This window comes from Stappia sp. (assembly GCF_048261845.1).
GTDB lineage: Bacteria > Pseudomonadota > Alphaproteobacteria > Rhizobiales > Stappiaceae > Stappia.
Genome location: NZ_JBLXFR010000081.1, coordinates 1 through 13,286 on the forward strand (window position 1 = coordinate 1; position 13,286 = coordinate 13,286).

Genomic DNA, 13,286 nt, shown 5'->3' on the forward strand with positions numbered 1-13,286 from the left:
GGGCAACGGCGACCGCAACCATCTGGAAGGGGCGCGCGTTCGGCATGCGCATCGCCTGCCAGGCGAGCCCGGCCATCGTGGCAAGGACGGCCAGCATCAGCGGCCAGACGCCGGCGAAACCGCTGCCGATGCCCGCGTCCAGCACACCGGAAAAGCCGAGCATCAGCGCCAGCAGCACGCAGCCGACCATTGCCAGCATGCCGTAGTCCATCGCCGTGCCGGCGAAGCGGGCAAGGCCGCCCTCGCCGGTTGACAGCGCCTGTCCCCACACGGCAAGGGCCGCGCCGAAGGCCGCAAGGGCGAAGAGGGCGGAAAATTCCAGATTGCTGGCGGAGAGCGAGAGATGCTCCTCCAGCGCCCCGGCCAGCAGCCAGCCATAGACACCGGTTGCCTGCAGCAGCACGATCCAGCGCCCGGCCAGCGAGGTGCGGCGCAGCACATGGCCGGCCGTCAGCGCCAGCAGCGCCAGCGCGATGGCCGTGTCCGGCAGCGTCGGCCGGGGCGGATCCGCGATGAAGGCAAGCCAGGTGATCGCCGCGACGGCGCCGGCGACCAGCGAGGCGCGCGAGCCGCAGATCCATGCGGCGGCGAGCGCGCCGATGGCCACCAGCAGCGCGCCGCCGGCCCAGTCGACCGGCAGGTGATACATCTGGCCGACCAGCGACATGCCGCTGACGAAGACGAGCGTTGCGAACATGGTCGCAAGATCGGCCGTGCCGGTCCGGCCGCGCGCGGCCATCGCGGCGGCGAAACCGTGCGCGCCAAGCAGCAGGACGGCGATGCCGCCAAGTTTCACGGGGCGCGGGATCGCCTCCCAGTTGGCGGCGACGAAGGCGGCGACGGCAAGCGCCAGGCAGATCGTGCCGATGCCGGCAAAGAGCGCCGGAAGCCGGCTTGTCGCCCGCGGCGCGGATGCCAGTTCGGCGCGGATATGGCTCGCGCCCTCCGTGCCGATCCAGCCCTTTTCGAGCCAGCGGGCCAGATCCGCTTCCAGCAGCTTTCGGTAGTGCGACCGGTCCATCATTCCCCGCCTTGCATGCATGCGCCGCGCCGTGCGCGAGCCCGAGAAGACCGCCCTGCGCTGGTGAAAGTCAATCTTCCAGGGCCCCACAACAAGGCTCCCGGGGGGACGTGACGGGGAATGGGGACCAAATTGCGGCGCCCGTCCGCCTCCTCCACAGCCCGGAGCGGCGCGGCGGCGTCAGCGCGGCGGCGTCAGCGCACCAGCGAGAAGCCCGCCCAGACAATCGCGGCGAGCAGCGCGGCCGCCGGCACGGTCACCACCCAGGCGCTGACGATGGTCAGCACATGGGCGCGGCGCACCAGCTTGCGGCGGCGCAGGTCGGCCGGCTCGGACTGGGGCCAGTTGCCGGCAATGGGCACCGCGACATCGTCGATCCGGTCCAGGATGCGGCGGGTGCGGATGCGGTTCGTGTACCATTCGCGGTAGAAGCCGACACCGAACACGGCCCCGACGGCAATATGGGTGGAGGAGACGGGCAGCCCCAGCGCGCTGGCCAGCAGCACGGTGGCCGCCGTTGCCAGCAGCACGCAGAAGGCGCGGATCGGGTTCAGCCGGGTGATCCGCTCGCCGACCATGCGGATCAGCCGCGGCCCGAACAGCAGCAGGCCGAGCGAGATGCCGAGCGCTCCCACCACCAGCACGGGCAGCAGGAAGTCCTGCCCCGTATAGCTCCAGTTTTCCTGGTCGAGGGCGGAGAAGATGGCGGCGACCGGGCCGACCGCGTTGGCCACATCGTTGGCGCCGTGGGCGAAGGAGAGGATCGCGGCGGCCGCGATCAGCGGCACGCGGAAGAGCTGACGCAGCGAGCTGTTGCGGTTTTCCAGTCCTTGCGCGGCCCGTGCGACGGACGGCACGGCGAGCAGATAGGCGCCGAGCGCGGCGGCCCCGCCAATGGCAAGGCTGCCGAGGGCACCCGGCGAGCGGGCCGGCGGCAGGCCGATCATGACCAGATAGAGCGTGAAGGTTCCTGCCAGCAGCGCAAACAGCACCGGCAGCCAGCGCCGGGCGGCGGCGATCTTGTCGTCGCGATACATGATCCGGCTCTTGATCAAGGCCAGGCAGCCGGCGGCGGCAAACGCGCCAAGCAGCGGCGAGACCACCCAGCTGGCGGCGATCGCCGCGATGACGCCCCCGTCGAGCGCGGCAATGCCGGCCGAGGCGACACCGGCGCCGAGCACGCCGCCAACCACCGAATGGGTGGTGGAAACCGGCGCGCCGATGACGGTCGCCAGGTTGATCCACAGGGCGGCCGCGACAAGGGCGGCGAGCATGGCGAGCGGAAAATCGGCCGGGCGGGCGAAGCTGTCGAGATCGACAATCCGCGAGGAAATGGTCGTCACCACCTCGGAGCCGGCGAGCAGCGCCCCCGCGCTTTCGCACAGGGCGGCGAGCACCAGCGCGCTGCCCATGGTGAGCACGCGGCCGCCGACCGCCGGGCCCATGTTGTTGGCGACATCGTTGGCGCCGATATTGAGCGCCATGTAGCCGCCGAGCACGAGCGCCGCCGTCAGCAGCAGCCAGTGGGAGCTGTCGGCGAAGAACAGGGCGGCGACACAGGCCGTGACGACAAGGAACAGGAACCCGAAGCCGAGCGTGACGTAGGAGCGCGACAGATAGGTGGTCGCTTCCTCCACGTAGGTCAGCTTGTCGAGATCCTTGTCGATCGTCGATCTGGATTGTCGGGACACCCGTTCGCTCATGGCTCTATGCTGCGCCAGTCGCGTAACGGTTTGGCGACACCGCGATCACCGCAGGCGGTCCAGCAACCGCGCGTTGCGCAGGAGCTCGGAAAGTTCCGGCTCCAGCACGTTGCTCGCCGCCTCTTGCGGGGCGAACCAGCCGAACCGTCGCTGGCCCTTCTCCGGCCAGTCATCGTCGACGGAGCGCACGGCAAGCGGAAACACCTGCACCCGCACCCGGCGGCGCAGCCCGTTGTCGAGCACCTTGCGGTAGAAGAAGCTGCCAAGCGGATCGGTTCCGATATCGCCCACGAGCCCCGCCTCTTCCCAGGCCTCGCGTGCCGCCGTCTCGCTGAGCGAGCGGCCCTTTTGCGGCCACCCCTTGGGCAGCACCCAGCGGCCGGTGTCGCGACTCGTCGCCAGCAGAATCTCCAGCCGCCCCTCGCCGTCGCGGCGCCAGGGCAGGGCCGCGACCTGAACGGCCGCCGGCTTGGCGCCAAGCCACTGGCGCATGGTTTCGATCGCATCACCGATGCGCGAACCTGCCCGAAGGTTTTCTGGGGCGACCAAAGCCACGGCGAGACACTTTCTGTTTCGGGTTACCCGTTGTTGGATCAATCAGAATCGTAAAAGCCGCCAAAATAACGGCATGATTTATAGATAGGGAACATTGCACAGCATTGCAACAAAAAGGCGCACAAATTACGCTTTTCCCGCGCCATCAAACGGCACCATCCACCGCTTGGCAGGACGCTGCCGTTACTTCGACGCCGGGGCCTCAGGCTTCCGGCGTGTGAACGATTTCGCGGGTTTCGCGGAAACGGATCTCCGGATTCTTTTCTCCGACATAGTTTACCTCCCATGCATTCTTGAAAAGGTAAACAGGCCGGTCGTCGCGGTCCTGGGCAACGCTCATGCGGCTCGTCTCCAGAAACTTGCGCAAGGCCGTCTCGTCGTCGCACTCGACCCAGCGCGCGGTGTTGTAGGGCACCGGGTCGAATCCGATCTCGGTCGCATATTCGTTTCGCAGCCGGTCGACGACCACGTCGAGCTGCAGCACGCCGACAACGCCGACGATCCAGTTGGAGCCGATCTGCGGCTTGAAGATCTGCACAAGCCCCTCCTCGGCCAGATCCATCAGGCCCTGGCGCATCTGCTTGACGCGCATCGTGTCGGACAGGCGCACGCGCCGCAACACTTCCGGGGCGAAGGCCGGCAGGCCGGTGACGTGGATCTCCTCGCCCTCGCTCAACGTGTCGCCGACGCGCAGTTGGCCGTGGTTGGGCACGCCGATCACGTCGCCGGGATAGGCGGTCTCTGCCAGTTCGCGCTCCTCGGCGAAGAAGAAGATCGGCGCGGAAACGGCAATGGTCTTGCCGGCGCGCACATGCTTCAGCTTCATGCCGCGCTTGAAGACGCCCGAGCACAGGCGCACGAAGGCGATGCGGTCGCGGTGCTTGGGGTCCATGTTGGCCTGCACCTTGAAGACGAAGCCGGTGACCTTCGGCTCCTCCGGGCGGATCACCCGCGTCGTCGCCGGCTGGGCGTGGGGCGCGGGGCCGGAGCTGGCGATGAACCGGATGATCTCCTCGACGCCGTAGTCGCGCAGCGCCGAGCCGAAGAAGACCGGCGTCATGTGCCCTTCCAGAAAGGCCTCGCGGTCGAAGGCCGGATAAGCCTCCGCGCCCAGTTCGACATTCTCCTCAAGCTCGGCCAGCACGTTGGGAAACAGCGTCTCGACCAGATACGGATCATCGACACCGCTCACCTGGCGCTCGGTGTCGAGCCGCTGGCCGCGCCCTTCCGAGGAGGTCAGGAACGTCTTTCTCTGCCAGTCGTAGACGCCGAAGAAATCCGAGCCCATGCCCACCGGCCAGGTCATCGGCGTCACGTCGAGGGCCAGCGCCTCCTGGATCTCGTCCAGCGCCTCCAGCGGATGGCGGCCTTCCCGGTCGATCTTGTTGATGAAGGTGATGATCGGGATGTCGCGCAGGCGGCAGACCTCGAACAGCTTGCGGGTCTGGGTCTCGATGCCCTTGGCCGCGTCGATGACCATGATCGCCGCATCCACCGCCGTCAGGGTGCGGTAGGTGTCCTCGGAAAAGTCCTCGTGGCCCGGCGTGTCGAGCAGGTTGAAGGTGATCCCGTCGCGCTCGAAGGTCATCACCGAGGACGAGACCGAGATGCCGCGTTCCTGCTCGATCTTCATCCAGTCCGAGCGGGCCCGGCGACGCTCGCCGCGCGCGCGCACCTGGCCGGCGGCGCGGATGGCGCCGCCCGACAGCAGCAGCTTTTCCGTCAGCGTCGTCTTGCCCGCATCCGGATGCGAGATGATGGCGAAGGTGCGCCGGGTCAGATGCGACGGCGCGGTCCCGGCGCCATTGGTCGCCCCTGCATCGGTGCGGGTGTCGGTGAGGCTCATGGCCGCTCCCTGGAGTTCGGTCTGGAATTCGCTGGCGCCGGACGATTGCCGTCCGCGCGAGGGTTGGCGCAAGGTCTAGTCGTTTGCACGGGCAAATTCCAGTGCGCCTTGCGCATGGCGGCTTTCCCGACCATAGCTGGACCTTCCGACCGCCCTTCCCGCCAATGAGCAGGCCGAGACCCCGCCGCATGCCCCTCTCCCGCCGTACCCTCGCACCCATCGTGACCGGGCTCGTGCTGATCGCCCTCACCGCCGTCATCCTGCTTGCCATGGGCCGCGTGCCGATCTGCACCTGCGGCGAGATCAAGCTGTGGACCGGCGACGTCGTCTCCGCCGACAACTCGCAGCACCTGGCCGACTGGTACGTGCCCTCGCACATCATCCACGGCATGCTGTTCTACGGGCTGTTCCATCTGGCAACGCCGCAGCTGTCGCTCGGCTGGCGGGCGGTCGGCGCCATCGTCATCGAGGCGGCCTGGGAGCTTCTCGAGAACAGTCCCTGGATCATCGACCGCTACCGCGAGGCGACCATCGCCGTCGGCTATACCGGCGACAGCGTCATCAACTCCGTCGCCGATATCGGCTGGATGCTGTTCGGCTTCTGGCTGGCGCTGCGCCTGCCGGTCGCGCTCACCGTCGCGCTGGCACTCGTCATGGAGATCGGCACGGCCATCGTCATCCGCGACAATCTCACCCTCAACGTGATCATGCTGGTCTGGCCGATCGACGCCATCCGAGACTGGCAGCAGGGGCTCGGCGGTTAAGCAAGCAGGCTTGGAGACCGCATCACCCCAAAGCCTCGCCCGAACTTTGATCGCTCAACAAATACTGCCCAACCGCGCCAAACCCAACACGATCATCCTGCCCAGTCATAGCTTTCAATACAGTATTTGTTTGCCTGATCAAGAAATTTGTCTGCCTCATTGTTTTTATAGTTCTCTGATTCAAACTCTCCCATCAAGGAAATTGCGGCTTCCTTCCCAATATTCAGAGTTGGCCCCTTGTTATAATTACTACTGTATGTGCAAAATAATGTATACGCTCTGTCGAACATATCCAAGTATCTGCTCATACCGGCCTTAGAAAGAGACGCCCTTATTCGCTTTATATCCTCCGGATCTTCAAAATGCGCGAAGGTCCAATCAAAACCTTCATTCACCAGCGCATTGTAAACAGTCCCGAGATCTCGAACTTGCACCTCGAACTTGCTCAGAGAGTCATCCCCAAATTCGTCCCTATTGCGTGTCGATGCCCCCAGAACTGAATAAAATGCATCTCCGTTACTCGGCATTATCGCTCGATATCGCGCCCCTGACCCCGGCAAAGAAACAAGCTTCATATTCACGCCCTTCTCAGATTCATTTTGTTCAATCCGGGTTCAATCCGGACCGTAATCAACAACTGCCAGCGGGGCCGATCCTGTCTTGCTACAAGGCCGCCTACGTTACGGCCAGACTAGGCTGTTCCGATTTTTTTTGAAACGATAGAGTTGCACTTCACCGAAACACTCAACCACGCAACTCCGCTTGACAGTGTGCGGCCGGGCGGCAATCTCCCAACCCCGACCTGCTCCACCCGCCCCGCACGAAAGGCCGCCATGTCCCTCGCCTGTCCGCTCGCCCTTGCCGCGCTCGGTGGTTGCGCCGCGACAGCGGTTGCCGTGCACGACTTCTTCGAGGGCGAGACGCTGGTCGCCGACCTCATTCGCACCCGCCGTCTGGCGCGGCGTGACATTGCCGGGCTGGACCGGAAGGCGCAGGCGGCGGCGGGGCGCGGGCCCCTGGTGACACTGACGACGATCCCGAGCCGGATCGGCCATATCGCCATGACGATCAAGAGCCTGCTCGACCAGACGCTGCCGCCGGCGGAAATCCGCCTCAACGTCCCGGAACACTCGCGCCGGGAAAATTGCGGCTACGAGATCCCGGACTGGCTCACGGGGCTTGCCACCGTCACCATCGTGCGGTGCAACGATTTCGGCCCGGCGACGAAACTCTTCCCGACGCTGACGCGCGTGCCGGAAGACACGGCCATTGTCGTCGTCGACGACGACCGGATCTATCCGCCGGACTTTCTCGAAAACCTTGCCGCCCACGCCGAGGCGGATCCGGACGCGGCCCTCGGCCTGTCCGGCTGGGTGGTGCCGGACGATTTTACCGACCGGCCGACGACGCTGCGCTCCAATCTCTTCATGTTGCCGCCGACCCCCATTCGCGCCCGGCGCATCCGCAGGCCTGTCCCGATCGACATCCTGCAAGGGTTTTCCGGCTATCTCGTGCGACCGCGTTTCTTCCCCGAAATGGAGGCGATGCTTGCTCATCGCGATGCGCCGGAGGCGGCCTTCTTCGTCGACGACGTCTGGATCTCCGGCTTCTGCGCCGCGCCGAAATACGCGGTCCCGGCAAGGCGCGCCGGCTTCCAGATGATCAGCCGGAAGTCCTTCTACAAGGCGTCGAGCCTTGGCCTTGTCAATCGCGGCGAGGGCACGCCGGAAACGCGCAACAACACCATCGTCATTCGCCATCTCGCCGAACGCTGGACGGTGGGCGGCCATCGACCGGACGGATCGCGCCCGCCAGCCGGCTGACAGCCTCGGCGATCCCGGCCAGCACGTCCGGGTCGCCGGCGAGAAAGCGTTTTGCAGCCGGGTCGATCCGGTTGAGCCGGCGCCCGATCCAGGGCAGGCCCGAGACGAAGCCGAGCCGGGTGCGCAGGTCGAAGGCGATCGTGTCGCCCGCCATCGAAACGTGATGCGGAGAGGCAAGGCGCAGCAGGTCGGCCAGCGGATGTCCCTCGCCCAGCGGCGTCTCGCGGTAGTCGCCCGTCGCGAGCCCGGTCATGCGCCGCGCCTCGGTTCCCTGGCCGTAATAGTCCGTGTTCTTCTGCATCACCCGCAACAGGCCCTCGCCGTCGGCGAAGACACTCCCCGCCCCCCGGCCGAAGCCATGCTGCCCGTCGGCGAAGATCTTCTCGTCATTGACCGGCAGCGGCTCGAAGGCGCCCGACAAGAGCTCGCGGGAGCGATAGGCGGCAAGCCGGCGGGCTCCCTCCGCGCCGGCAGGCTTTTCGCAGGTCACGAGCCGCCACCAGCCGCCCTGCCGGAAGAGCAGGCTGTCGACCGCGTCGCGCCCCTCGAAGATGCGGCGCACCCGGCGCCATTTGTCCGGAAAGCGTTCGCACTCATAGAGGTCGAGTGCGCCCATCGCGCAGGTCTCCGGCAGCATGTAGAGCCTGCCCTCGGCCTCGAAGAGGAACGGAAAGCTCGCATGCTCGCGGATCGGCAGAACCGGAACGGCAGGTCCCGGCCGCAGGTCCTTGCCGAGTTCCATCGCCACCAGCCGGCCGCGCTGCTCGGCATATTCGAACTCCTCGGCGAAAAGCCAGGTCCGCCCCTCGCGCTGCCACAGGAAGGGATCGGCATAGTAGCTCAAGCTCGGTGTTGGCACGGGTGTGGGAAGCGCATCGCCGGCACGCATCACATAGGTGCGAAAATGCTCCTTGGGAAAGCGGTGCAGGCCCAGGATCCGGCGGCGATAAAAATCCTGCCAGCGCAGATTGAGCCGGTCTCCCGCCTTGTAGGCGCGATACCACAAGCGTTGCAGCGGATCGGTCCAGGCCGGGCGTGTGGCATCTATCTTGTTGCGGGACGACATCCAGCGCACCGGCCGGGGCGAGCTGATGTCGATGTCGCCCTCGTTGAGGGTGAGATCGCCGCGCTTTTGCGCCCGGAACAGCAGGATGGAGAGGATCGCCTGGTCGGCATTGTGACTGTGGTCGGACCGCGCCGGGATGAAGACGGCCGGGTCGAGCGCCAGTTCCGCCCAGTCGATCAGCAACGCGCGGGCAGCGGGCCGGGCGAGATCGAGGCCGAGAACCCCGCCGACGCGGATTTGCCGGTCGAGGAATTCGGGCTCCACCTTGAGCCTGTCGCGGATTTCGGCGGCGCAGCGCCCGGCAAGGTTCGACTGGCCCGAAAGCGTGTAGACACAGAAGCGGTCAAGCTCGGCGAGCGGCTCATTGAGCGGACCGTGAAAGAGCGTCGCGCTGTCGAACCAGAAGAGCCTGCCGCCGAAGCGCTCGGCCGCATCGGCGATGACCAGCGGCTTCCAGGCATAGGTGCCAGCCTTCGGCGCCACATGCGCCGGATAGGGGACCAGGCTGAAGGGCAGGAACTCGGCGAAGGCAAAGCGGGCCGCAAGGCTTGCACGCTCCGCCGGGTCGAGCCCGAGGTCGTAGACGGCGATGCGCGCGGTCGTCCCGATGCCGTGCCGCCCGACGCTTTTCAGGAATTGCGCCAGCGTGCGGGCGAAGGTTGCATCGGCGGCGGTGACGATGGTGAGCGACATGCAGGACAGCGCCTCGTGGCGGCCGGACGGCCGGAAACGTCGGGGTGGCTCGTCCGTTCATGTCCGACCATGCGCCGCGATGCAAGCGCCGGCCAGCGCAGGTTCAGGCGGAACCGCCGGGTTCCGCCGGCAACAGCCCCGCGAGCGTTTCGACATAGCCGGCGACATCGTCCCTTTCGGGGTCGAACCATTCCAGCGACCAGTTCAGCGCACCGATCAGCACATGGCGCAGGTAGCGCACCCGGTTGGCGTCGGCTCCTGGGCCCAGATAGGCGCGGATGATGATGCTCCAGACCCTGTCATAGGCGCGGCGCACCTCTTTCAGCTCCGCCTGCACGGCCGGGGGAACGAAGGGATAGCAGCGGATATGGGCGGAGGCGAAATCGCTCGCCGATTGCAGGGTCTCAAGGTGGATACGCAGCGCCGTCACCAGCCGGTCCCTCGGCGGGATATCCCCGGCCTCGTTCAGCTCTTGCGTCACCGCCTCGGAGACGATCTCGACACCGGCCCGCATCACCTCGCAGGCCAGCTCCTCCTTCGAGGCAAAGTGGTAATAGAGGCTGCCGGCCTTCATGCCGACCTCGGCCGCCAGATCGCGCAGCGACATCTCGGCATAGCCGCGCTCGCGCATCATCCGGGCGGCGACCGTCAGGATCTCGCGGCGCGCCACCTGCGCCTTCCTCGGCCTGCGGGTCGATATTGCTTCGATCAATTCGAATATCCCATGTGACAATTTTTCGAAAATCCGGCGCAAAACTTGTCGAGATTGCACGAGACTTGTCGAAAGGACGCCCCCGGCCCGGCGACCCGGTCGTCTCCTACATGCGTTTGGCGACCTCTTCCAGCATCACCTCGGTGGCGCCGCCGCCGATCGACTGGACCCGGGCATCGCGCGCCATGCGCTCGATCGTGCTCTCGCTCATGAACCCCATGCCGCCGTGGAACTGGACGCAGGCATACATGACCTCGTTGACCAGTTCGCCGCAATAGGACTTGATCATCGACACCTCGCGCACGAGGTCCTCGCCTGCGGCGGCGCGGGCCGCCGTTGCATAGATCATCTGCCGCCCGGCCTCGACCCGAGTCGCAAGCTCGGCAAGCCGCTGGCGAACCACCTGTTTTTCCCACAAGGGAGCGCCGAACGCCTTGCGGTCGCGGACATGATCCACGGTCAGTTCGATCGCCGCCTGCGCCTCGCCCATCGACATGGCGCCAAGGACAAGGCGCTCGTTCTGGAAGTTCTTCATGATGGCGTAGAACCCGCGGCCCTCCTCGCCCAGCACGGCGTCTGCCGGCACGCGCGCATCGGTGAAGGCCAGCTCGGCCGTGTCGGAACTGCGCCAGCCATGCTTGTCGAGGGCGCGCGAAACACGGAGGCCGGGCGTGTTCTTCTCCACCAGGAACATGGTCACCGACTGGCTGGCCGGACCGGCCGCATCGGTCTTGGCCGCCACGCAATAAAGATCCGCATGGACGCCATTGGTGATGAACATCTTGGAACCGTTGAGCAAATAGTGATCGCCCTCACGCCGCGCCGTGGTCCGGATGCCCTTCACGTCGGAACCGGCATCCGGCTCGGTCACCGCAACCGCCGTGATGAGGTCGCCGGAAATCACGCCAGGCAGGTAGCGCGCCTTCTGCGCCGCACTGCCGGCGTTGAAGACATGGACCGAAGCCATGTCGGTATGGACCAGCGCGGTGATCGCAACGCCCGCATAGGTGGAGCGGCCGAGCTCCTCGGCGAGCACCACCGTCGCCCGCTCATCCATGCCCGAGCCGCCATATTCGGCCGGATAACGGATGCCGAAGAAGCCGAGATCGCCCATCTTGCGCAGAACGGCACGCGGGGTGAGGCCGTCCTTCTCCCACTGGCCGGCATGCGGCTTGATCTCTTCCTCGACGAAGCGGCGCACCTGTGCGCGCAGCATGTGGTGCTCCTCCTCGAAGAAGAAGCTGCTGGCCGTTGTCGCGTCGAAACCGAGCGTTGCCTTCATGTTTCCTGCCCTCCCGCCTGGCCGGTTTCCGGCCTGCTTCCGTTTTGTCGCGACGATCCCGCCCGGCCCCGCAGCAGCTCCGGTTTGGTTGCCCGGCGCGCCGGCTTGCGCTCCGGTCTAACTCCAGTCCAATCCCGGACCCATTCCGAACCAGTTCCGGGCCGGCACCCGTCCTGGCCAGACCGCAATGCGACCGGCACGCGGCCAGCACCCGCCGTTTGACTTAATTTCTAACGAACGTTAGACAGAACGTCAAACCGGATTGCGGCAAGGGAGGCGCGCCATGCCCGATATCGAGACGCCCAGGACCGAAACGCAGACAACCGAGCCATCCGCAACCGAGACATCAGCAATCGGAAAACTGGTCGAGACCTTGCGGACGAAGCACGCCGCCGCCTCGCAAGGGGGCGGCGAGAAGTTCCGCGCCCGCCACGCCGAACGCGGCAAGTGGTTCGTGCGCGAGCGCATCGAATTCGCCCTCGATCCCGGCACTGCCTTCCTGGAGTTCTCGCCGCTCGCCGCTGACGGGCTTTACGGCGGTGAGGTCCCGGGTGCCGGCATCGTCACCGGTATCGGCCTGATCCACGACCGGCCTTGCATGATCATCGCCAATGACGCGACGGTGAAGGGCGGCTCGTTCTTCGCGGAGACGGTGCGCAAGCATGCTCGCGCCCAGGAAATCGCCCACGAGAACCGCCTCCCGACGATCTATCTGGTCGATTGCGGCGGTGCCTTCCTGCCCGAGCAGGACCGGGTGTTTCCCGACAAGGACCATTTCGGCGGCGCCTTCTGGCGGCAATGCCAGATGTCGGCGCAAGGGCTGCCGCAGATTTCCGTCGTCTTCGGCGGCTGCACGGCGGGCGGGGCCTATATTCCGGCGCTCAGCGACCAGGTGATCATGGTGCGCGGCACGGGCCGCATCCACCTTGGCGGACCGCCCATCGTCAAGGCGGCGATCAACGAGACCGTCGACGGCGAGACACTGGGCGGCGCCGACATGCACACAAGCATCTCCGGCGTCAGCGACCATGTCGCGCCCGACGAGGAGAGCGCCCTTCGCAAGCTGCGCGAGATCGTCGCCCATCTCGGCGAAGGCCGCCGGATCGCGCCGCCGAAGCAGGTCGGCACACCGCCCCTGGCCGCCTTCGGCGCCCCGTCCGACCATGCTCCGGTGGACCTGAAGCGTCCCGCCGACATGCGCGCGCTGATCCGCTCGATGGTCGACGGCTCGCAGCTTTCGGAGTTCAAGCCCGACTACGGCGCGACGCTGATCGCGGGCTTTGCCCATGGCCACCGCTATCCGATCGGGATCCTTGCCAATGACGGGGCGCTGTTTTCCGAAAGCTCGCTGAAAGGCGCCCATTTCATCGAATTGTGCGACCAGCGACAGATCCCGCTGCTCTTCCTGCAGAACATCACCGGCTTCATGGTCGGCACGGCAGCGGAGCGCGGCGGCATCGCCAAGCATTCCGCCAAGCTCGTCTATGCGGTCTCCAACGCACGCGTGCCGAAACTGACGGTGATCGTCGGCGGCTCCTACGGCGCGGGAAATTACGGCATGTGCGGGCGCGGCTTCCGTCCGCGCTTCCTTTTCTCCTGGCCGAACGCACGCATCGCCACGATGAGCCCGGACGTCGCCTCGACCGTCGTCACGGAGTTGCGCCGCGCCAGCCTGAAGAGCGCGGCGAGTGAGGCGGATATCGCCGAACTGGACCGCCGGACGCGGGCCCAGTTCGAGGAACAGTCCGATCCCTACTACGCCACCGCAAGGCTCTGGGACGACGGCATCATCGAGCCGGACCAGACCCGCGACGTGCTGGG

11 protein-coding genes are annotated in these 13,286 nt (G+C 66.3%); 3 read left to right on the plus strand and 8 right to left on the minus strand.

From position 1 onward, the window contains the following. From ACN0T5_RS19710 to ACN0T5_RS19725, 4 genes are all read right to left on the minus strand, one after another. The coding region (locus ACN0T5_RS19710; RefSeq protein WP_417770322.1) for a DUF2157 domain-containing protein at nt 1-1,024 on the minus strand (1,024 nt) is incomplete at its 3' end. Nucleotides 1,025-1,215: 191 nt separating this feature from the next. After that, entirely contained in the window at nt 1,216-2,724 is a 1,509-nt protein-coding gene (locus ACN0T5_RS19715; RefSeq protein WP_417770323.1) for an inorganic phosphate transporter, read from the minus strand. A 45-nt stretch (nt 2,725-2,769) separates the two neighbouring features. Next, nucleotides 2,770-3,216, minus strand: coding sequence for an NUDIX hydrolase (locus ACN0T5_RS19720; protein ID WP_417770324.1), 447 nt, complete (start codon nt 3,214-3,216; stop codon nt 2,770-2,772). 265 nt (nt 3,217-3,481) lie between these two features. Continuing rightward, nucleotides 3,482-5,125, minus strand: coding sequence for a peptide chain release factor 3 (locus tag ACN0T5_RS19725; RefSeq protein ID WP_417770325.1), 1,644 nt, complete (start codon nt 5,123-5,125; stop codon nt 3,482-3,484). Nucleotides 5,126-5,313: 188 nt separating this feature from the next. Here ACN0T5_RS19725 and ACN0T5_RS19730 point away from each other — a divergent pair, with 188 nt between their 5' ends. Continuing rightward, nucleotides 5,314-5,889, plus strand: a complete 576-nt coding sequence (locus ACN0T5_RS19730; RefSeq protein WP_417770326.1) for a DUF2585 domain-containing protein — start codon at nt 5,314-5,316, stop codon at nt 5,887-5,889. Nucleotides 5,890-5,981: 92 nt separating this feature from the next. Here ACN0T5_RS19730 and ACN0T5_RS19735 read toward each other — a convergent pair whose 3' ends face one another. Then, complete coding sequence (locus ACN0T5_RS19735; protein ID WP_417770327.1) at nt 5,982-6,470, minus strand: hypothetical protein; 489 nt, start codon at nt 6,468-6,470, stop codon at nt 5,982-5,984. Nucleotides 6,471-6,722: 252 nt separating this feature from the next. On the opposite strand from ACN0T5_RS19735, the gene ACN0T5_RS19740 reads away from it, so the two are divergent. Then, nucleotides 6,723-7,712, plus strand: coding sequence for a glycosyltransferase family A protein (locus ACN0T5_RS19740; protein WP_417770328.1), 990 nt, complete (start codon nt 6,723-6,725; stop codon nt 7,710-7,712). Here the strand turns inward: ACN0T5_RS19740 and ACN0T5_RS19745 are convergent. The 3 genes from ACN0T5_RS19745 to ACN0T5_RS19755 form a co-directional block, all read right to left on the minus strand. Then, the gene (locus tag ACN0T5_RS19745; RefSeq protein ID WP_417770329.1) at nt 7,639-9,471 is read right to left on the minus strand and encodes a hypothetical protein; all 1,833 of its coding nucleotides are present in this window, start codon (nt 9,469-9,471) and stop codon (nt 7,639-7,641) included. The two genes, ACN0T5_RS19740 and ACN0T5_RS19745, sit on opposite strands and share 74 nt — an antisense overlap. A 103-nt stretch (nt 9,472-9,574) precedes the next feature. Further along, nucleotides 9,575-10,183 carry a TetR/AcrR family transcriptional regulator gene (locus ACN0T5_RS19750; RefSeq protein ID WP_417770330.1) on the minus strand — a complete coding sequence of 203 codons (609 nt, stop codon included), beginning with the start codon at nt 10,181-10,183 and terminating at the stop codon, nt 9,575-9,577. A gap of 106 nt (nt 10,184-10,289) precedes the next feature. Then, nucleotides 10,290-11,465, minus strand: coding sequence for an acyl-CoA dehydrogenase family protein (locus ACN0T5_RS19755; protein ID WP_417770331.1), 1,176 nt, complete (start codon nt 11,463-11,465; stop codon nt 10,290-10,292). A 283-nt stretch (nt 11,466-11,748) separates the two neighbouring features. Between ACN0T5_RS19755 and ACN0T5_RS19760 the strand changes: the two genes are divergently transcribed. Then, nucleotides 11,749-13,286, plus strand: a 1,538-nt coding sequence (locus ACN0T5_RS19760; RefSeq protein ID WP_417770332.1) for an acyl-CoA carboxylase subunit beta, incomplete at its 3' end; no start/stop codon positions are given.